We start from the raw sequence: 19236 nt of genomic DNA on the forward strand, positions 1-19236 counted from the left end.
GTTCCGGGTAATCCCCACCCCTCCACGTAAGTTTTGCGCAAGCCTGCGCTGCCAGACTCGTCTGCACGCAACCAGCGCTACATAATATTGGAGACATCACATGATCAAGATCCTGATCGCATTCGTCGTGATCGCGGGCGCCTGCCTGTACCTGCTGACCAAGGGCGGCGGCGACGTATCGATGGCCGGTGAATCGCACAGCACGGAAAGCCACGCACCGGCGGCGCAGAAGTAGCCGGATACCGGATATTTCGCATCAAGGGTTCGCGAGAACTGCACCTGTCAACGCAACGAGTAGAATACCGTTTTACGAAAAAACGGACGTCTTCAATATATGGCAGGTTTTCGCCCCAAGTCTTCTTCCCGACTCTCGCCTGATGCCGAGCGGTTGGTGGCCGATGCGCTGGCCCTGGATGCCTCGGGCAGCCGCATTGAGGACGGCTACTGGGAGCGGCGGCTGTCGCAGCGGCTCCATCGCCTGCTGAAAAACGGCAGCCAGACCGCCCTCGACGCTGCGCTCGAACACCTGTTCAAGCACAATGCCGACGCCTCCGACGTGCTGGCCGAGCAGGCCGAAACCCTGGCAGAATCGGCCGCGATCGAGATCGACGGCGTCAACCATGACGTGCTGCTGATTGCCGCCCCGATCCTGGCCCACACCCGCTACGCGATCCCGTCGGGCGCGCTGAAACCCGAACTGGCCCAGACGCTGGCCGTGCACATGCAGGCGCATGTGCTGGCTACCGGCACCAAGGTTGCGCTGTCGCCATACCTCTACAGCATCGACCAGCTGCCGCGCAGCCACAGCGACACCTTTGCGCTGACGCACAAGCTGGCAGCGGCCGCGATGGCGGGTACGGTGCCCAAGGTCGACCTGCGCGACCTGCCCGAGACCGCTCCGATCCTGGCCGATCCGCGCTACCTGCTGGCCGTGGTGGTGGCGCCGCATGAAGGCGCCCTGTTCCGCTGGCAGGAAGATGCCAAGGAACACCACGCCGAACGCTCGGTGTGCCTGGAACAATGGCGCAACCAGGTGCAGCCGACCATCGCCGTACTGCTGCCGGGCTGCGAGTTCGAACTGCTGCTGCCCGACGCATTCTTCCTGTCATGCCGCGAATCGGACAAGAGCATCCGTCCGCTGACCGTGCGCGCAGCCGTGAACTACCTGTGCGGCACGCTCGACATCCCCGCCGGCCAACTGGCTGCCGTGGTAGCGGGCTTTGGCGAGGAAGTGGTGGAGGAATACCGCGTCGGCTTTACGATGCGCGGCGAGAAAGAAGTGATCTACGGCATCGTCTGGCCAGTCTATGGCCGCGAATCGGGCGAGATCGACGCCGAGGAGAAAGGCAACCCGGTCGAGCAGATCTGCGAGGAACTGCGCAATGCCGGCGTCGAGGACATCTTCCGCCATGCCGCACTGTTCGATCCCGAGTACTGCGAGGATTGCGGCACGCCGCTCTACGCGGACCGTTCCGGCGAAATCGTCCACGCCGAACTGCCCGAAGATGCCCCAACGCAGCAGCCGTTGTTCCACTAAAAATCCTGGCAGGCTCCCCTCTCCCGCACGCGGGAGAGGGGTTGGGGGTGAGGGAATCGCGGTTCAAATTGCGATCAGTCCCAGCTTGAACCGCTAGCCCTCTCCCCCGGCCCCTCTCCCGCCATGCGGGAGAGGGGAGCAAGACACACACCGCCACAATCCATGCCCTGAGGCGCCATACTTGCGCTCGAACGGCGTCAGTGCCGTTTCAGGTTGCCACGCTTCCACGCGGGCCGACCGCCCCACCATCGACAATGCCGCGGCAAACTCGTCGATATAGATCTTCCAGTTACTGCGGCACTCAAGATAGTCACCACATGCAGCCAGCGCGGGAAATACCGCATGGCCTTGCCAACGCCGCCCCAGATGGCCAATCTTGGGCCATGGATTCGGGTACAGCACGTAGTGGCGCGCCACAGGCACCTTGTCTTGCTGCAACAGCCGCCACACATCTACCAGATCGGCGCGCGCCCAATGAAAATTGCCGGGCATCTCGCCTTCCCACCAGTCCTTGCCAGCGGTTAATCGTTTTTCAGACTGATCCACGCCGATCACGAAATGATCGGGGTATGCCATGGCCAGCCGCAGCGTGCTCTCACCCACGCCGCACCCTGCGTCGATGATCAATGGCCGTCCGCCGGCACGTTGCCATGCATCGATGGCGTCGTCGAACGAGCGTTGGCTTGGCGTACCGATAGGCTTGCGAAACGGCTCCGCCAGATGGCGCTGCACGCGCTCGGCCAGATGTTCGTGAATATCGGTCTGCGCCGACGAAATGGTGCGGGAATTGGCAAACATGGTCGCGATTGTACCGAAGCAGCAACGGTGTTCATTTGTAGGCACAATAGCGCCCATGATCATGAACCGGACCGTACGAGGAGCCTACCGATGATTCGCCGCACACTGCTGCAAGCTTCCCTGTCGATCGCCCTGGGCACCAGCGCCCTTGTGCTGCTGCCCGTCCATGCCGCACACGCCGAAGACCTGCGTATCGGCCTGGCCGCCGATGTCACGTCGATGGACCCGCACTGGAACAACGCCGGTCCGAACAACGCCATCGCGCTTCATGTCTTTGAATCGCTGGTGTTCATGGACAAGAACGCCCGCTACATCCCCGGCCTGGCACTGTCGTGGAAGCCGGTCAACGCGATTACCTGGGAAATCAAGCTGCGCCCGAACGTGAAATGGCATGACGGCTCGCCGTTCACGAGCGAGGACGTCAAGGCATCGCTGGAGCGCCCCGAGAAGCTGACCAACGCACCCGGTTCCTTCACGAGCTATACCAAGCCGATCGCGCGCATCGACACGCCCGACCCACTGACCGTGCGCCTGACCATGAGCGTGCCGAACTACGCCAACCTGGCCAACGACCTGAACAGCGTGCCGATCATGCCAAAGAAGATCGCCGCCGACCTGAGCCAGGCCGACTTCGATTCAGGCAAGGCCATGATCGGCACCGGCCCGTACAAATTCGTGCGGTTCGCGCGGGGCCAGGAAATCGTGATGGCGAAGAACCCCGACTACTGGGGCCCGAAGCCCGAGTTCGATCGCGCGATCTTCCGCATCCTGACCGACAACGGCGCGCGCACGGCCGCGCTGCTGGCCGGCGATGTCGACGTGATCGAGAGCATTCCGGCCGCCGATGTGGCCAAGCTCAAGCAGAACCCCAAGTTCAAGATCGAGCAGACCGTGTCATGGCGCACGATCTTCTGGCAGATGGACCAGTCGCGCGACACGCCGCCGTTTGTCACCGACAAGGCCGGCAAGCCATTGGGCAAGAACCCGTTCAAGGATGCCCGCGTACGCGCCGCGATCAGCAAGGCACTCAATCGCGACGCCATTGTCAGCCGCATCATGGAAGGGCTGGCCGTGCCGGCATCGTCGATCGTCTCGCCGCAGATCTTTGGCCATCCGGGCACCAAGCCCGAGGCCTACGATGTGGAAGGTGCCAAGAAGCTGCTGGCTGCGGCCGGCTACCCCGACGGCTTCGCGCTCACGCTGCATGCCACCAACAACCGCTACCTGAACGATGCGCAGGTGGCCCAGGCCACGGCCGGCATGCTGACGCGCATCGGCATCCAGACCAAGGTGGAAACACTACCGGTGGCCGCGTACTTCACGCGCGCGCGGCAAGGCGATTTTTCGTTCGAGATGCTCGGCTGGGGCTCGGCTGCCGCCGACGTGGCGCTTCGCTCGATCACGGGCACACCCAATCCGAAGACCGGCTATGGCACCTGGAACTGGGGCAAATACGGCAATCCGAAACTGGACCAGTTGATCGAGAAATCACTGACCACGGTCTCGAGCGAGAAAGCGCGAGAAGAGAACGCCCGCGCAGCCGCGAAATTCGCCCTCGATGACCACGCGATCATTCCTTCGCATAGCCAGCTGGCAATGTGGGCCATGCGCAAGGGCCTGAAGTACGAGGCACGCACCGACGAGTGGTCGCTGGCGCAGTTCTTCCACAAGGAGTAGTGAGGCTCAAGTTGCCGATGTCGCGTCTTGATGCGCTGGCCCTCTCCCCCGCCCCTCTCCCGCGTGCGGGAGAGGGGAGAAAACCAACCCAAGCAATCAAATCGCCAGCCGCTCTTCCTGACGTGCATTCGCCGCGCGCAGTTTCTTCACCCAATCGCGCGCCGGCAGTTTCGTGGCCGATTCCACCACCTCGGCCCGCGCCTCCAGCGTTTCCCACGACACATCGATTGCCGGGCCGTTGAACGCCAGTGCGATCACGTTGCCGTCGTGCACTTCCGGAAACACCAGCACACGGTTGTCGAACGCGTCGCAGATGCGCTCGATATTCTTCGGAAAGCTGTCGTGATCGCCAAACAGATTGATCGTCATCACGCCCGGCGCTTTCAGTACACGGCGGCATGCGCGATAGAAGGCCGTGGTATCCAGCACCGGACCACGCGCGGTGGCGTCGTACAGGTCCACCTGCAATGCATCGATCGACGCGGTGTTGGCACCATCCATCACGAAGTCCCACGCATCCTGCTCGTGCACGGTCAGTCGCGCATCGTCCTCGCGCAAGCCAAACATGCTGCGGCCCGCCACGATCACCGCCGGATTCAGTTCCACGGCCGTGACCTTCGCCTTTGCAAAATGCCGATACGAGAACTTGGTCAAGGCCGCGGCGCCCAGGCCAAGTTGCGTCACGTGGAAATCATCCGCCGAAGGCGACAGGAACAGCAGCCACGCCATCATCTGCTGCGCATATTCGAGTTCGATGGCGTCGGGCTTGCGCAGGCGCATCGCGCCCTGCACCCATTCGGTACCGAAATGCAGATAGCGCACGCCATCCATTTCGGAGAACGTCACCGGTGCAAAACGCGGCGTCATGCGCTTTTCATCGGCATGGTCCGCATCATTCGAAAAATTCTTGCGCGAGGATTTGCGATCGCCACGTGCCGGACGGCGCGAGGCCACTGCCTCGATCGATTTGCGTTTCAGAAGCGTCATAGAAAATAAAAGTGCGCCCAGGGCGCGGATCATTGACCCAGCGCCGCTTGTGCGCGCTGCAGCCATTCACGATTGTGTTCGCGGGCATGACGCGGCCAATGGCGCGCGTCGTGAACGATTTCCGAGTACAGCGATTTTGCCCGTTCGCGGTCGGCCGCATCGGACTGCCGGGCCAGCCATTCTGCGAACAGGCAGCGCGCCGCGACATCGCTGGCATTGGTCAGCGCGCGCTCAAAGGCATCGCGCGTGCCGGGCGCGCCAAGCGCAGACAGGGTGCGAGCATATAACAGCGACGGTTCCGACTGGTCGCGGGCCTGCGGATGCGCGGCAAACAGCCGCTCCAGCGTAGCCTGCGCGTCGGCATGCCGCTCCGTGGCAAGCTGTGCGCGGGCCAACCCCTCGAGCAAGGCCGGATCCGATGCAAACGGACCATTGGCCGCGGCCTGATAGTGCTCCAATGCCTCGGCTGCGTTGCCCACGTCAAGCAACGCGGCACCCAGACGCATGCGATGGTCCACCGTGGGAGCACGGTCAAAGGCCTCGCGCGCTTCGCGCACGGCACGATGCGGATCCACGATCTGCTTGATGGCCCGCGTGGCCGCCCGGGCACCGCGCGACTGACGCAATCCAGGCAGGTAGATCGCAAAGAAATAGACGATGCTGCCCAGCCCCGGGAAGATGAACAACAGCAACAGCCAGTACATGTTCTGGTGCGTGCGCACCGCGTGTACGGCAAAGAAGATCGCCACGATGACGTGCAGGCCAATGCCGCCGATACCGCCGATACCGAGGGAGGACAACATAAGAGATCGATCCAGTGAGAATGCGGCCAAAAGCCGGCCAGCCGCGATTGTGACAGAAGCCGGTAAGACCACTGTTGCAGCGCTAAAGTTTTCCGCCCTTTCAGCCGAAGAACGATGTGGGCTCTCTCTTCGATCGGACTCCGACAATGACATCCATCAGCAGTGTTTCCCCACAGGTCAGCGTGGCCAGTGACGCGACGGTCAGCAGTACCCGCCGCTTCACGCAAGCCACGGACGACACAACGACGCAATCCACAGACGGCCAGACGGCCGCCTCCGGCACCACCGACGCGTCCTCCACGGCATCGGCCAGCGCCAGCGGTCGTACCGCCGGCCCTGGCGGTGCCGGCAAGGCAGGCGGGGCCGGTGGAGCCGGCGCCTCCGAAAGCAGCGACGACAGCGAATCGGCGGTCATCAAGACCCTGAAGCAGCAGATCGAGGCGCTGCAGAAGCAGTTGGCCGTGCAGATGGCGCAACTGCAAGCCGCGCAGAACGCCAAGACCGACGACCAGACCAAGGCCAGCACCGTCGGCGCACTGCAAGCGGGCGTGACCTCCACGCAGGCTGCCCTGGCCCAAGCCATGGCCAAGCTGTCCGAAGCGTATCAGGAAGCCAACGGCACCAGCACCGGCAACATCGTCAACACGACGGCCTGAGCACGTAATTTTTCTTCTGAGACGCCCTCTCCCGGCCGAATGAGCCGATTGGCTCATCCGGCCGGGCGTCAAACGCCGACGCCGGACTTCCCGAACGCGTTCCGGCCATCCCCAACGGACTTGTAACACGCCTTGATCTTCATTTAACCGATGAGTTAAATGATCACATGCCCGATGTTACCGACCCGCTCTCATCCGTTTTCGCCGCACTTGCCGACCCTACGCGCCGCGCGATCCTTGCGCGATTGTCTGAAGGAGAAGCGCCTGTCAGCGAACTGGCCAAGCCGTTCGACATTTCGGCACCCGCCATTTCCAGGCACCTGCGCGTGCTGGCCGATGCCGGGCTGATCGAACGCGAAGTCAATGCGCGCTGGCGCATCTGCCATTTGCGGCCCGGCGCCCTGCGCGATGCACACGGCTGGCTCGAGGCCTACCGGCGGCACTGGGACGACAACCTCGACAGGCTCGTGGCCTTCGTCGAGCAGACGCAATCCGATACCGATGGCATTGGAGACAAGGGGATCAAGCCATGAGTGAAGCCGCAACCTTTCATCTTGAAATGACCCGCCAGATCCGCGCGCCGCGCGAGCGGGTCTTCGATGCCTTCACGGATCAGGCCGCGCTGGCGGTCTGGCACTGCCCGCGTGGCATGCGGGTGCTCGAAGTCCGCGCCGATGCACGGGTTGGCGGCACGTACCGCATCGTGGTTGGTGCCCGCGATGGCGAACAGCATATTGTCGGTGGCGAGTACCAGAAGGTCGACCGTGCTGACTTCCTGGCCTACACGTGGCAATGGGAAGGCGGCGCCGAACTGCCGCCCGGCATGCGCACGCTGATCGAAGTCACGCTGACCGACAAGGATGGCGGCACGCACCTGCATATGCGCCACAGCGGCTTTCCCGATATCGCCACGCGCGATTCGCATGTCGGCGGCTGGCAATCGGTGTTCAACAATCTCAGCGACTATGTCGACCCCGAAGGCAGCGCCGGCACGCTTACGGTCTATGGCGATGCGCGTAGTACCTACGTACGCACAGTGCGCATGGCACTGGAGGAAAAGGGCATCCGCTACACGCTCAAGCCGCTGACACCGCGCGATGATGAGTTGCTGGCGCACAACCCGTTTGGCCGCATTCCGGCATTCTCGGACGGGCCCATCGAGTTCTACGAAACACGCGCCATCCTGAGCTACGTCAATGAAGTATTTGGTGGCCCGAACCTGCTGCCGCAAACCGGCCCGATCGCCCGCGCGCGCTGCGAGCAGTGGATCAGCCTGATCAACTGCCACGGCTACGATGCCATGGTGCGACGCTACGTGCTGCAGTATGTCTTTCCGAAGGGAGCGGACGGGCAACCCGACCGCAAAACCATCGATACCGCCCTGCCCGAGATCGCACGGCAACTCGATGCACTGGAGCAGGCATACGACGGCAGGGATTTCCTGGTGGGCAATAGCCTGTCGATGGCAGACCTGTTCTTCGCGCCAATCGTCGAGTACCTGGGGATGTTCCCGGAAAGCCAGGCGCTACTGGAAACGCGGCCCAACATCCGGCGCGGTCATGCCGTCATGCGTGCCAGGCCAAGCTACGCCGCGACGCAGCCGAAGTTTGATTGATGCCATGGAGGTGCCGGCTCTGCCGGCGCCGAAAACTCTCACTCGCTAAACATCTGATGGGCTGTCGCCACCGGAGGCAGCGAAGTGGCGCGTGAAGAGTCGCTCCGATTCGCGCAAGCCTTTGTCAGTGAACGAAACGGATTTTGCCTTGTTCGCGGGATTGTCGATCAGACCTTTCGCATGAAGTCTATCCAACACATCCCAATCGTGGCTCTTCCATGCCCTGTCGTGGTCATGCAGCGTCAGATATAGCAGGGCCAGCACCATATCGTCGATCGCGTCAGTATTGATATCCATCGCGTCATGTTGAGTAACCGTCGGTACCATTCACTATAAACGCGGCGCCGCCTTAGGCAACCATTCTCGCAATTGGTTGAGAGCCTGGAGACTTGGACAGCAACCACTTTCATTGAAGCGCGATTGCGATCTTTGCCAGGTCTCCTAGCCTGATCAGGCAGTCCGCGTGCTGCACTACGGCGCGACCGCCGCGCCGGCCGACCGACTTCCTTTCCCGGTCGGACAGCCGCAATCCCCTTTGCCTCTTCACGCCAACACCACAGGAGCCAACCGCTATGGGCCTACATCGCCTTAATGCCGAAGTGCTGTGCGATCACGCAACACCCGACCTCACGTCCGCCTTTCGCATGCATATGGATCTGACATTTCCCGTCGAGGATCTCAACAAGCTTCACGGCATGTTGAAGGATGATCGATGGGAGGAGTTCTCCGATTACTTTTGCAAACGGTATCCCCAGCATCGGCAACTGATCGAAGCCTGGTGTGCCGGTAGCGCGTGCCGCCGCGCGCAGGAACGTCATTGCAATGGTGCGCCAGTCGTGATGGCCGTTGCCGCGTGACTGACGTCACGTCACGCCGCAATGCAGACCTGATCCTGGCGTGCCTCTGCCTAAGCCTGCGCATCATGCTGGTGACGGTGTTGTTCGAGGTACTGACACCGCTGTTGCCGCTGATCAGCCACGATCTCGAGCTCAGTCAGCCGTCGCTCCAGGCCGTCTTCTCGGTTTCAATGATCTTGGGAGCCCTGTTCTCCCTGTGCGGGCACTGGGTCGTCGATCGCGTGGGCCGGCGGGAGATGGTGGCACTGAGCGCCATTTTGGTCTGCGCGCTGGGCTTGCTGACCACCGTCGTGACATCAGGACTCACTTACGCCGCCATCCTGCCAGCCATATTCGCGGTGAATGCCTGGGGTTCCGTCGCAAGCCGTGCACTACTGCGCGATCTCTCCGGTGAACGAAACTACAGCAAAGTTTTCGCGTACGGTCAGGCCGGACTCGAAGCTGCATGCATCATCGCCCCGCTCGTGGGAGGCGTGACGGCGATGGCGTGGGGTTGGCGGCCAACCTTCGCGGCTTTCTGCCTCGCGCTGCTCCTCATACCATTGATGGTTGCGTGGGCCGTACCGGCACCCGTAGCCGCGCACAATGCTCTCAAACCGAGTCGCCACAACGAACCGGTCGTCCGAGTTTTCCACATCTTGCTGCACAAGCGCTGCCTCGCTCCAGTATTGCTCCTGTGCGCCACACAATCGAGCTATAGCGCACTACTTGTGGCAACCCCCTTCCTGCTGGTGGACCGATTCGACATGTCTGTCGTCGCCGTTGGCGCCATGCTGTCCGGCTTCGCCTCCATTGGAGTCCTTGGGTATCTTGGCGCGGGTTCCCTCGTGGCGCGTATTGGAGAACATCGCTGCGTACAGGCCGGCGTATTTCTCCAGGGTGTGTCCGCATGTACGTTGACGCTGCTGACATGGCTGGCGCCACCGTCGTTCGCCATGTTCACGACGGCATTGATTGCGGCCCAACTTGGCTACTGTCTGGTCGTGCCTGCTGCCAACGCCTGGGCGATGAATGTGCCGGAGGAAAGCAGGGTCGCCATCGCAGGCACGATCATCGGACTGCAGGCACTGGCAGGGGGAGGCGCCGCATTGATCGCCAGCTTGACGTATGACGGCTCGGCGACCTCGTTGGCAGTCGTATGCGTGCTAGCCGCAGCAGGCGCGACTGTGCTGAACATGAAGTCTCGAGAGGCGGCGGCAGTCAGGTAGCGCGGGCTACCTTCAGCCAAGCGCCACCAGTCAGCCAGCCTTGGCAAGCCATTCCCGCAAGGCCTGCCACGCAACCAGCTTGTCCGCATAGGCCAGCGTGTACGCCGGGCTGCTCGACGGCAGCCGCAGGATTGCATGCTGGTCGCCATGATCGCCAAGTACCTTCGTACCGATCTTTGCCGCAGTGCCGCCATTGAATGCAATCGCCGCGAGATTGGGCAAGGTGCCGATCAGCGCAACCAGGTCATTGCCCTGATGATCGCGGATATTGCTGTCGAGGCTGCCATCGCGGCGCGCTTCGGCTACCACGTCCCATAGGCCTATGCGATGTTTGCGAAGTGTTGCCAGGCGCGCGTCGTAATCAAGCGGCACCAGGTTCTCGCCAAGCACATCGCTTATCAAATGCCAGAACCGATTCTGCTTGTGCGCGTAATACTGCGATTGCGCCAATGACACTTCGCCCGGCAGGCTGCCGAGTAGGAGGACGCGGGTGTGGTTGTCGACGACCGGAGGGAAACAGCGTTTGGTGGTCATCGGGGAACATGTTTGGTGGGGTGGGTGATGGAGAGGCTGGCCCTCTCCCCCAGCCCCTCTCCCGCGTGCGGGAGAGGGGAGCAAACCGGCAGATGCTGATCAGGCCAGCAGTCGGTTCACTCGCTGCACATAGGCGGCCGGATCGTCGAGCATGCCACCTTCCGCCAGCAGGGCCTGGTCGAAAAGCACGCGCACGCGGTCGCCGAATGCGTCGCCTTCGGGGAGGTCGCGCAGCTTCTTCACCAGCGCATGCTCGGGGTTCAGTTCCAGGATCGGTTGCGCGTCCGGTGCCTTCTGGCCGGCCTGCTTCAGCAGGCGTTGCAGGTAGCCGCTCATGTCGCCATCGTCGGACACCAGGCACGATGCCGAGTCGGTCAGGCGCAGCGTCACGCGCACATCCTTGGCCTTGCCTTCGAGCACTGCCTTGGCACGTTCCACCACGTCCTTCCATTCGGTGGACGCCTTTTCCTGCTCGGCCTTCTCGGCTTCGTCGGCCAGCGCACCGAGGTCGAGGTCGCCGCGCGAAACGGATACCAGTTCCTTGCCGTCGAATTCGCGCAGGTACGACAACATCCATTCGTCCACGCGATCGGTCAGCAGCACCACCTCGATGCCCTTCTTGCGGAAGACTTCGAGATGCGGGCTCGACTTGGCCGGGGCCCACGCATCGGCCGTGACGTAGTAGATCTTGTCCTGCCCTTCCTTCATGCGGCCCACGTAGTCAGCCAGCGACACCGACTGCTCGGCCGTGTCGTTCTGCGTGGTGGCAAAGCGCAGCAGCTTGGCGATGCGTTCGCCGTTGGCATGGTCTTCGCCCATGCCTTCCTTGAGCACCTGACCGAACTGTTCCCAGAACGTCTTGTACTTGGCGCGCTCTGCTTCGTCTTCGCTATCGGCCAGCGTTTCCAGCATCGACAGCACCCGCTTGCTGCAGCCTTCGCGGATCGCCTTCACATCGCGACTTTCCTGCAGCAACTCGCGCGACACGTTCAGCGGCAGATCGGCCGAATCGACCACACCCTTGACCCAGCGCAGGTACGACGGAAGCAACTGATCCGCTTCGTCCATGATGAAGACGCGCTTGACGTACAGCTTCAGGCCACCCTTGTGGTTGCGGTCCCACAGGTCGAACGGCGCGCGTGCCGGGATATACAGCAGTTGCGTATATTCGCTACGGCCTTCCACGCGGTTGTGGGTCCAGGCCAGCGGCGCTTCGTGGTCGTGTGCGATGTGTTGGTAGAACGCCTGGTACTGGTCGTCCGTGATATCCGACTTGTTGCGCGTCCACAGGGCGCTGGCCTGATTCACGCTTTCCCACTCGCCAGTCTGCTTCTGCGTTTGCGCCTCGGCATCCCATTCTTCCTTGGGCATGCGGATCGGCAGCGAGATATGGTCCGAATATTTGCGGATGATGTTCTGCAGACGGTACGACGACAGGAAGTCGTCTTCGCCTTCGCGCAGGTGCAACGTAATCGTGCTGCCGCGCTCGGCGCGGTCGATGGCGTCGACCGTGAATTCGCCGTCGCCAGCGCTTTCCCAGCGCACGGCTTCGCTTGCGGGCAGGCCAGCGCGGCGCGTTTCCACGGTGACCTTGTCGGCGACGATAAATGCCGAGTAGAAACCCACGCCAAACTGGCCAATCAGCGCCGCATCCTTCTGCTGGTCGCCGGACAGTTGCTGGAAGAATTCCTTGGTACCCGAACGGGCAATGGTGCCCAGGTTGCGGATCGCCTCGTCACGGCTCATGCCGATACCGTTGTCGGTGATCTTCAGCGTGCGGGCAGCCGGATCTGCTTCGATCCTGATCGCCAGGTCGGCGTCGTTCTCGAGCAGGGCCGGATTGGCAATGGCCTCGAAACGCAGCTTGTCCGTAGCATCCGATGCATTCGATACCAGCTCGCGCAGGAAGATTTCCTTGTTGCTGTACAGCGAGTGAATCATCAGATGCAGCAGTTGCTTCACTTCCGCCTGGAAGCTCATCGTCTCGTGCGGTGCGGTCATGGTTCTCCTCTTGAATCGAAACTATGCGCAAAGGTGCCCTGCTCCGTCTGTCCGAAGCGGGATCGATGGCGCAGGAAATAGGGATGGATCGCGGACTTTTCAAGTCCCCGCGGCCGTAGGCAAACCCGAGAGGCGGTCCATCTGGCCAGCCAGGAAGCGCAGCATGCCCGGATCGCTGCTGCTGGCCACGTTGAAGCGGGTCCACGTCGAGGGCATCTGCGACGGCGAGAACAGGCTCCCGGGGGCAAACAGGTAGCCCTCCTCATGGCCAGCCGTAGCGATGACATTGGTATCCACGCCGGTATCGGCCCACAGGTACATGCCAGCCAACTGCCCCGGGAAGATGCGGATGCCGAGCCGTTCCAGCAGTTCGCGGGTGTCGTCGCGGGCGCGGTCCAGCCGCACCCGCATGCGCTCCGTGTGCTTGCGATAGTGGCCTTCGGTCAGCACCTTGTACACCACGCGCTCGTTGATTTCCGGCGTGGCCATGCCGGTCACCAGCTTGCTGTCTGTCAATGTGACGGCCAGGTCCGGGCTGGCGGCGATAAAGCCCACGCGCAGGTTGGCAGCCAGCGTCTTGGAGAAACTGCCAAGGTAGATCACCCGCTTGAGCTGATCCAGGCTGGCCAGGCGCGTCGCCGTGTGGCCGGGCGGGCAAAGATCGCAGTAGATATCGTCCTCGACGATCGTAAAACCATACTGTTCGGCCAGTTGCAGCAGCCGGAACGCCCGCGCCGCAGACAGCGACGTACCCGTAGGGTTGTGCAGCACCGAGTTGACCACCAGCAGCTTGGGACGGTGCGCCTGCGCAATGCGCTCCAGCGCTTCCAGGTCCGGGCCGTCGGCGGTATAGGGCACGCCCACCACATTGGCGCCCTGGGTGGCAAAGCGCGCGAACATCACGAACCACGCCGGGTCGCCCACCACCACGGTATCGCCCGGATGCAGGAACTGCCGCGCGATCAGGTCGAATGCCTGGGTAATGCCCGATGTCATCACGATCTGGTCCGGCGTCACGCCGATTTCCAGTTCTTCGAGGCGCGTCCGCAACTGCTGCCGCAATGGCAGAAACCCGAGCGGCGTGCCGCTGGACAGGAAGTGGCCGCCGGGCTGGCGCCCCAGGCTGCGCATCGCGCCGGACACCAGCTCGCCATCGAGCCATTCATTGGGCAGGAAACCCCAGCCAGGCGCCTTGTGGCTCTCGGCTGAATGAAACATGCTGCGCAGCAGCCACGTGACATCGACATTGCGGATCGAGGGCGATACCGACGGCGCCACGACCGATGGATGCGGCACACGGTCGCGCACATAAAAGCCCGACCCGCGGCGCGATTCCAGGTAACCGAGTGCCACCAGCCGCTCGTAGGCTTCCACCACCGTAAAGCGCGAGATGCCTTTCTCCGAGGCCAGCTGGCGGATCGACGGCATGCGCATGCCGGCACGGAAGACCCGGTCATCGATGCGAAGCCGCGCCCATTCGGTCAACTGCTCGACCAGCGTCATCTGGGCCGACGGTATCGGGTCCGGCAACTGCTCGTGCCCCGCTGAAGGCATTACCAGACGCAGCGGACGTGTGCCGCCCAAAGCACTATCGTTACCGCCTCGGCTATCCTTCTGCTTGCCTTCCATGTGGTGCTCCCGCAACTGTACTGAAGACGATCTGTGCAACTGTATCGGTACTGTACCGTCAAGCTTGACTACCATCAACCAACCATGAAACTTGCTGTCGACCATCTCGTGATTGCCGCGCCCGACCTCGACTCGGGCGTCCAATACGTAGCCAATGCCCTCGGTATTACCCCGCAGGACGGTGGTGCACATCCGCGCATGGGCACCCACAACCGTGTGCTGGGCCTGTTCGGCGGGATGTATCTGGAAGTGATCGCGATCGATCCCGCCGCTGCGGCGCCGGAACGCCCGCGCTGGTTCGGGCTCGACAGCAACCTGATGCGGCAGCGCCTGCGCGACGGTCCATTCCTGGCCCACTGGGCCGCACGCGTGGAGCGGCCCGCCGACCTGACGCGCTGGCAGACCCAGTATCCGGACCGGATCGCCCCAGCCATTCCGATGACGCGCGGCACACTTCACTGGCGGCTAACCGTACCGGACGACGGCAGCCTGCCGGCATGGCAAGGCGAAGCGGCCAGCGCCGGCGATGGCCTGTTTCCCACGCTGATCCAGTGGGATGTGGCCAACCATCCTGGCCTCAGCCTGCCCCGCCAGGATCTGGCGCTGCGTCGCCTGCAAGGCCAACACCCGCATGCGGAACTGCTACGGCAGGGCCTGGCGTGGATTGGTGCCGCACACCTGATCGAGATCACGCAAACCGACGGGCCGCCACAACTGACGGCCGAGATCGAAACGCCAACGGGCATCAAGACCCTGCGCTGAACGACATCCAAGACCCCAAGGAGCCCCCACGATGCCCGCCACCACCTACAAGCGCTTCGACGACGACGCTTATCTCGATCACTGCCACGCCACCGTGGTGGCAGTAAGCGAAGCGGGCATCGAACTCGACCAGACCGTCTGCTATGCGCGCAGTGGTGGCCAGGCCGGTGATACCGGTACGCTCACTACCGCGGACGGCCGCGCCGTGATGCTGGCCGATACGGTCTATGCCGAAGATCGCACGCGCATCCTGCATGTGCCGGCGCCCGATAGCCCAGACACTCCCGACACTCCCGCGCTACAGCCCGGCGACCGCGTGGAAGTGAAGATCGACTGGTCGCGTCGTCACCGCCTTATGCGGCTGCATACCTGCCTGCATCTGCTCGGCTCGCTGATCCCGGTGCCGGTGACAGGCTGCAGTATCTCGCCCGATTCCGCACGCATCGACTTCGACCTGCCCGAATCCACGCTCGACAAGGCCGAGCTGACCGAACAGCTCAACGCGCTGATCAACGCCCGGACCCCGGTCAATATCGATCGCATCTCGCCCGAGGAACTGGCCGCGCAGCCCGACCTGGTGCGCACGATCGGCGCGGCGCCGCCGGCCGGCACGTCGACGATCCGGATTATCGAGATCCCCGGTGTCGACCGGCAGCCTTGCGGTGGCACGCACGTGGCCAATACCGGCGAAATCGGCGCGATGGTGGTGACCAAGATCGAGAAAAAGAGCCGCACCAATCGTCGCGTGGTCGTCAACTTCGCATGATGGCCATGGAACCCTGGCTCACGGGCCTCTCGATGGCCCAGTTTCTGGCATTGATCACGCTGCTCGCGGTGGGCGCCTTCACGCCGGGCCCGAATACCACGATTGCCGCCGTCACCGGCGCCAACTTCGGCCTGCGTGCGACGCTGCCGCATTGCATCGGGGTGTCGTTCGGCTTTGCCAGCATCATCGCGCTATGCGCCTCGGGCGTGGGCGCGCTGATCCTGGCCAGCCCGGTGCTGGCGGTGGGCATCCGCGTGATCGGCGTGCTGTACCTGCTCTGGCTTGCGTGGCGCATCACGCGCAGCACCTCACTGGCGGAAAAGACCGTACTCAGGCCCATGAACGTATGGCAATCGATCGCCATGCAATACGCCAACATCAAGGCATGGATGCTGGCCCTGGCGGTGGCGGCGTCCTATATGGCCGGCGCACCCTCTCCCGCGCAACGCGTGGCGCTGGTCAGCATACTGTTCGCCACGTTCGGCTTCTTCAGCAACGGGGCCTACGGGATTCTCGGCGCCTCGCTGCGCCAATGGCTGATGCACGGCAACCGCGTGCGCTGGTTCAACGGCGCAATGGGGCTGGCACTGGCGCTGACGGCCGTGTGGATCGCCTTCGCCGGACAAGCCGGACACGTCGCACAATCGCATTGACGCCATGACCCGCACTGCACATCTTCCCCATCCCCAATCCGGCGGCATGCTGCTGGGCTTTGTCGGCGTGGCGATTTTCAGCCAGACGCTGCCGTTCACTCGCATGGCCGTGGCCGAGCTCGATGCCACGTTCGTGGCGCTGGCGCGCGCCGTGATCGCAGCAGCGTTGGCACTGATCCTGTTGTTCGCGCGCGGCGCAATGGCCGAGGCGAAGCGGCCCCACGGGCGCCAATGGCTACGGCTGGCCGTCACGGCGTTGGGCGTGGTGGTCGGCTTTCCGCTGTTTTCGTCGCTGGCCATGTGTGAGGTGCCGGCCGGTCACGGCGCGATCGTAATCGGGCTGCTGCCGTTGGCCACCGCCGTATTCGCGGCTTGGTTCGGCAACGAGCGGCCCTCGGCCGGCTTCTGGCTCTCGGCCATGGCTGGCAGCATGCTGGTGGTGGGCTTTGCATTGTGGCAAGGCGCGGGCGGGCTGCAACACGCCGACTGGTACCTGTTCCTGGCCGTGGTACTTGGCGCACTTGGCTATGCCGAAGGCGGCAAGCTGTCGCGCGAGCTGGGCGGGCTGGAAACCATCAGCTGGGCGCTGGTCGTATCGCTGCCGGTGCTGCTGCCCATCGTGGCGTGGCTGGGAGTCACCGATGCCGCCGGCATCGTCGCCGCATCGCCGCGCGCGTGGCTGGGCATGGCCTATGTGTCGGTGTTCTCGATGTTCATCGGTTTCCTGTTCTGGTACGCCGGTCTTGCAAAAGGAGGCGTAGCCCGCGTAGGCCAGATACAATTGCTGCAGCCGTTCCTCACGCTGGCGGGCGGCGCCCTGATCCTGGCCGAGCCACTCGATGCCGCCACCGTCGCCTTTGCGGCCGCGGTGATTGCCGTGGTGGCACTCGGCCGGCGCGCCGCCGTGCGCAACACCGCACCCGCCACGACACCAGCCAGTACGGCTGGGGAAACGCCCCCAATTCTTCCAGGACGCATTCACTGACAGGAGTCACGCATGTCCGTCTACGACACCCTTGCCCGCCTGGGCGTGGAACTGCCCACCGCCGGCGCCCCGGCCGCTGCCTATGTGATGGCCGCGACCACCGGTAACACCGTATTCCTGTCGGGCCATATCGCCCGCAAGGATGGCAAGCCATGGGCTGGCAAGCTCGGCAAGGATATCGACACCGCAACCGGCCAGCAGGCCGCGCGCAGCATCGCCATCGACCTGCTGGCCACGCTGCACGGCCATATCGGTGACCTGAACCGCGTCACGCGCATCGTCAAGGTGATGAGCCTGGTGAACTCCACGCTGGAATTTACCGAGCAGCACCTGGTGACCAACGGCTGCTCAGAATTCCTCGCCGAAGTGTTTGGCGAAAAAGGCAAGCACGCCCGCAGCGCGTTCGGCGTGGCGCAAATCCCGCTGGGTGCCTGCGTGGAAATTGAAATGATCGTCGAGATCGCCTGATCACTGCCTGTACAACAACGCCGGGCCAATACGAATGGTCCGGCAACGACTTACCCCACCACGAGACACATCATGAAATGGGCCATCTCCCGCCGGGCACAGCAACTGACCAGCTCGGCCATCCGCGAAATCCTGAAAGTCACCGAGCGCCCGGAAGTCATTTCGTTCGCCGGCGGACTGCCCTCGCCGGCATCGTTCCCGGTAGCGGCCATGGAAGCGGCGGTGGCCCGCGTATTCGCCGATAACCCGCAAGGTGCACTGCAATATGCGGCCACCGAAGGCTATCTGCCGCTGCGCGAGTTCGTGGCGAAGCGCTACAACGTCGGCGTGGAACGCGTGATGATCACCACCGGCTCGCAACAGGCGCTGGACCTGATTGCCAAGGTCATGATCGATCCGGGCAGCCCGGTGCTGGTGGAAACGCCGAGCTACCTCGGTGCGCTGCAGGCGTTCTCGCTGTTCGAACCCGAGTTCGTGTCGATCCCGACCGACGACAAGGGCCTGATTCCCGAGTCGCTCACCCCCGAACTGACCGCCGGTGCGCGCTTCCTGTACGCCCTGCCGAATTTCCAGAACCCCACCGGCCGCCGCCTGCCGCTGGAGCGCCGCCAGGCTCTGGTCAAGCGCGCGCAGGAACTGGGCATCCTGCTGGTGGAAGACGATCCGTATGGCGAACTGAGCTACGCCGGCAGCCAGTTGCCGACGCTGCTGTCGATGAACCCGGACGGCGTGATCTACATGGGCTCGTTCTCGAAGATCCTGGCTCCGGGCATGCGCCTGGGCTTCGTGATCGCTCCGCCCGACCTGCATTTCAAGCTGTGCCAGGCCAAGCAGGCATCTGACCTGCACACGCCTACATTCACGCAGCGCATCGCCTATGAAACGGTCAAGGATGGCTTCCTCGAAACGCACATCCCGACCATTCGCGACCTGTACGGCAAGCAGTGCAACTACATGCTCGATGCACTGAAGCGTCATATGCCCGAGGGCGTGACGTGGAACACCCCGGAAGGCGGCATGTTCATCTGGGTGGAACTGCCCGAAGGCCTGAACAGCATGACGATCCTGGAAGAAGCCGTGCGCCGCAATGTGGCCTACGTGCCGGGCGCGCCGTTCTTCGCCGGCAACCCGCGCATGAACACGCTGCGCCTGGCATTCGTGACCGTGCCGCAGGAGCGTATCGAACAGGGCGTGACGATCCTGGGCGAAGTGTTCCGCGAGGCCATCGCCAAGGCAGCGCCGCAAGTTCGCGCGGCCTGAAACCAAGGCACGCCATGACAACACCAGGGGAACCGCATTC

Annotated in this window: 21 protein-coding genes; 13 read left to right on the plus strand and 8 right to left on the minus strand. The window is 63.3% G+C overall.

Going from position 1 to position 19236, the window contains the following annotated elements:
• The first annotated feature begins 100 nt into the window (after positions 1–100).
• Together ACO550_RS27175 and ACO550_RS27180 are read left to right on the plus strand one after the other, a co-directional pair.
• The gene (locus ACO550_RS27175) at positions 101–235 is read left to right on the plus strand and encodes a hypothetical protein (RefSeq protein ID WP_315598478.1); all 135 of its coding nucleotides are present in this window, start codon (positions 101–103) and stop codon (positions 233–235) included.
• 99 nt (positions 236–334) lie between these two features.
• The gene (locus tag ACO550_RS27180) at positions 335–1537 is read left to right on the plus strand and encodes a DUF2863 family protein (RefSeq protein ID WP_315598479.1); all 1203 of its coding nucleotides are present in this window, start codon (positions 335–337) and stop codon (positions 1535–1537) included.
• Between the two features lie 93 nt (positions 1538–1630).
• Here the strand turns inward: ACO550_RS27180 and trmB are convergent, their stop codons facing one another.
• Positions 1631–2335 (minus strand): tRNA (guanine(46)-N(7))-methyltransferase TrmB, encoded by a 705-nt coding sequence (gene trmB / locus ACO550_RS27185; RefSeq protein ID WP_315598480.1) that lies wholly within the window; start codon positions 2333–2335, stop codon positions 1631–1633.
• A 90-nt stretch (positions 2336–2425) separates the two neighbouring features.
• On the opposite strand from trmB, the gene ACO550_RS27190 reads away from it, so the two are divergent.
• Complete coding sequence (locus ACO550_RS27190) at positions 2426–4012, plus strand: ABC transporter substrate-binding protein (protein WP_315598481.1); 1587 nt, start codon at positions 2426–2428, stop codon at positions 4010–4012.
• Positions 4013–4108: 96 nt separating this feature from the next.
• On the opposite strand, the gene ACO550_RS27195 is transcribed toward ACO550_RS27190, so the two are convergent.
• Both ACO550_RS27195 and ACO550_RS27200 read right to left on the minus strand, forming a co-directional pair.
• Positions 4109–4999, minus strand: a complete 891-nt coding sequence (locus ACO550_RS27195) for a spermine/spermidine synthase domain-containing protein (protein WP_315598482.1) — start codon at positions 4997–4999, stop codon at positions 4109–4111.
• A gap of 29 nt (positions 5000–5028) precedes the next feature.
• Positions 5029–5802 (minus strand): hypothetical protein, encoded by a 774-nt coding sequence (locus tag ACO550_RS27200; RefSeq protein ID WP_315598483.1) that lies wholly within the window; start codon positions 5800–5802, stop codon positions 5029–5031.
• 146 nt (positions 5803–5948) lie between these two features.
• Here ACO550_RS27200 and ACO550_RS27205 point away from each other — a divergent pair, with 146 nt between their 5' ends.
• The 3 genes from ACO550_RS27205 (at position 5949) to ACO550_RS27215 (ending at position 8073) form a co-directional block, all read left to right on the plus strand.
• A complete protein-coding gene (locus tag ACO550_RS27205; RefSeq protein WP_315598484.1) occupies positions 5949–6458 on the plus strand; it encodes a hypothetical protein in 510 nt (169 codons plus the stop codon).
• A 167-nt stretch (positions 6459–6625) separates the two neighbouring features.
• Positions 6626–6991 (plus strand): metalloregulator ArsR/SmtB family transcription factor, encoded by a 366-nt coding sequence (locus ACO550_RS27210; protein ID WP_315598485.1) that lies wholly within the window; start codon positions 6626–6628, stop codon positions 6989–6991.
• Positions 6988–8073 carry an SRPBCC domain-containing protein gene (locus ACO550_RS27215; RefSeq protein ID WP_315598486.1) on the plus strand — a complete coding sequence of 362 codons (1086 nt, stop codon included), beginning with the start codon at positions 6988–6990 and terminating at the stop codon, positions 8071–8073. The genes ACO550_RS27210 and ACO550_RS27215 overlap by 4 nt, the downstream gene beginning before the upstream one ends.
• Before the next feature lie 45 nt (positions 8074–8118).
• Here ACO550_RS27215 and ACO550_RS27220 read toward each other — a convergent pair whose 3' ends face one another.
• The gene (locus ACO550_RS27220) at positions 8119–8370 is read right to left on the minus strand and encodes a DUF6429 family protein (RefSeq protein ID WP_315598487.1); all 252 of its coding nucleotides are present in this window, start codon (positions 8368–8370) and stop codon (positions 8119–8121) included.
• A 281-nt stretch (positions 8371–8651) separates the two neighbouring features.
• Positions 8652–8891, minus strand: coding sequence for a hypothetical protein (locus ACO550_RS27225; protein WP_315598488.1), 240 nt, complete (start codon positions 8889–8891; stop codon positions 8652–8654).
• A 35-nt stretch (positions 8892–8926) separates the two neighbouring features.
• Here ACO550_RS27225 and ACO550_RS27230 point away from each other — a divergent pair, with 35 nt between their 5' ends.
• Complete coding sequence (locus ACO550_RS27230) at positions 8927–10138, plus strand: MFS transporter (protein WP_485995029.1); 1212 nt, start codon at positions 8927–8929, stop codon at positions 10136–10138.
• Between the two features lie 30 nt (positions 10139–10168).
• Here the strand turns inward: ACO550_RS27230 and ACO550_RS27235 are convergent, their stop codons facing one another.
• The 3 genes from ACO550_RS27235 to ACO550_RS27245 form a co-directional block, all read right to left on the minus strand.
• Positions 10169–10672: a DNA-deoxyinosine glycosylase gene (locus ACO550_RS27235; RefSeq protein ID WP_315598490.1), complete on the minus strand. Its 504-nt coding sequence runs from the start codon at positions 10670–10672 to the stop codon at positions 10169–10171.
• A 99-nt stretch (positions 10673–10771) separates the two neighbouring features.
• Positions 10772–12673: a molecular chaperone HtpG gene (htpG, locus tag ACO550_RS27240; RefSeq protein ID WP_315598491.1), complete on the minus strand. Its 1902-nt coding sequence runs from the start codon at positions 12671–12673 to the stop codon at positions 10772–10774.
• Between the two features lie 99 nt (positions 12674–12772).
• Complete coding sequence (locus tag ACO550_RS27245) at positions 12773–14302, minus strand: PLP-dependent aminotransferase family protein (RefSeq protein ID WP_315598492.1); 1530 nt, start codon at positions 14300–14302, stop codon at positions 12773–12775.
• A gap of 84 nt (positions 14303–14386) precedes the next feature.
• Between ACO550_RS27245 and ACO550_RS27250 the strand changes: the two genes are divergently transcribed.
• The 6 genes from ACO550_RS27250 (at position 14387) to ACO550_RS27275 (ending at position 19196) form a co-directional block, all read left to right on the plus strand.
• Positions 14387–15064 carry a VOC family protein gene (locus ACO550_RS27250; RefSeq protein WP_315598493.1) on the plus strand — a complete coding sequence of 226 codons (678 nt, stop codon included), beginning with the start codon at positions 14387–14389 and terminating at the stop codon, positions 15062–15064.
• 31 nt (positions 15065–15095) lie between these two features.
• The gene (locus tag ACO550_RS27255; RefSeq protein WP_315598494.1) at positions 15096–15830 is read left to right on the plus strand and encodes an alanyl-tRNA editing protein; all 735 of its coding nucleotides are present in this window, start codon (positions 15096–15098) and stop codon (positions 15828–15830) included.
• 5 nt (positions 15831–15835) lie between these two features.
• Positions 15836–16483 (plus strand): LysE family transporter, encoded by a 648-nt coding sequence (locus ACO550_RS27260; RefSeq protein WP_315598495.1) that lies wholly within the window; start codon positions 15836–15838, stop codon positions 16481–16483.
• Positions 16484–16487: 4 nt separating this feature from the next.
• Complete coding sequence (locus tag ACO550_RS27265) at positions 16488–17468, plus strand: DMT family transporter (protein WP_315598496.1); 981 nt, start codon at positions 16488–16490, stop codon at positions 17466–17468.
• A gap of 12 nt (positions 17469–17480) precedes the next feature.
• Positions 17481–17936, plus strand: a complete 456-nt coding sequence (locus ACO550_RS27270; protein ID WP_315598497.1) for an Atu1372/SO_1960 family protein — start codon at positions 17481–17483, stop codon at positions 17934–17936.
• Positions 17937–18008: 72 nt separating this feature from the next.
• Entirely contained in the window at positions 18009–19196 is a 1188-nt protein-coding gene (locus ACO550_RS27275) for a PLP-dependent aminotransferase family protein (RefSeq protein ID WP_315598498.1), read from the plus strand.
• Positions 19197–19236: the final 40 nt, after the last annotated feature.

Source organism: Cupriavidus sp. (genome assembly GCF_057315035.1).